Consider the following 932-nt stretch of genomic DNA (forward strand, 5'->3'; position numbering starts at 1 on the left):
AGTAGCGAGTATTACAAATAACTTCAATGGAACATCCGATGCTAGTGGCTTCTATAATGTAGGAACAACCACCATCACCTGGACTGTAGAAGATATCCATGGTAATATTAGTACTGATAATCAGGATATTACCATTGTTGATGATGAGGCTCCAATTGCTAATTGTCAAGATATTACAATAAACTTAGACGGAACAACGGGAACAGCAAGTATAGTTGGAGCTGATGTTGATAATGTAAGTACAGATAATTGTGGAATAGTTAGTATGAGTGTGACACCAGATTCTTTCACTTCAGCTAACTTAGGAGCGAATACAGTAACTTTAACTTTAACAGATGCAGCAGGAAACTCAAGCACTTGTACAGCTACAGTAACTGTAACAGATATTACTCCTCCAACAGCAATATGTCAAGACATCACTATTGAACTTGATGCAGCTGGAACAGCTAGTATAGTTGGTTCTAATATTGACAATGGTTCTTATGATAATGGAGTAGTGGTATCCTTAGATGCCTCCCCAGATTCTTTCGATTGTACAAATGTAGGAGCCAACACAGTAACCTTAACAGTATCTGATGATGCCGGCTTAACAACGACATGTGAATCCATAGTAACAGTAGAAGACAATATTGCACCAGTAATGGCCTCACAGAATGTCACTATTCAATTAGATGCCTCAGGAGCAGCCAGTATTACAGCCGCCAATATTGATAATGGAAGTTATGATAACTGTGATTTCACCTTAACAGCCAGTCAAACCGACTTCGATTGTACAGACTTAGGCTTAAATACAATAACTCTAACAGGAACAGATGCCAGTAATAATGTATCAACAATTACTGCCGATGTCACAGTAGAGGATGTTATTGACCCAAGTATTACTTGTGGAGCAGCAATAAGCCAAACCGCAGATGCAGGACAAGCCAATGCTT

The 932-nt window shown here is 38.9% G+C and carries 1 protein-coding gene; it reads left to right on the forward strand.

What is annotated here, in order from left to right; all coding sequences use genetic code 11:
- The coding region (locus HNS40_RS22465; RefSeq protein WP_172284946.1) for an HYR domain-containing protein at positions 1 to 932 on the forward strand (932 nt) is incomplete at both ends.

It is taken from the genome of Lentimicrobium sp. S6 (genome assembly GCF_013166635.1).
Lineage (GTDB): Bacteria > Bacteroidota > Bacteroidia > Bacteroidales > UBA12170 > UBA12170.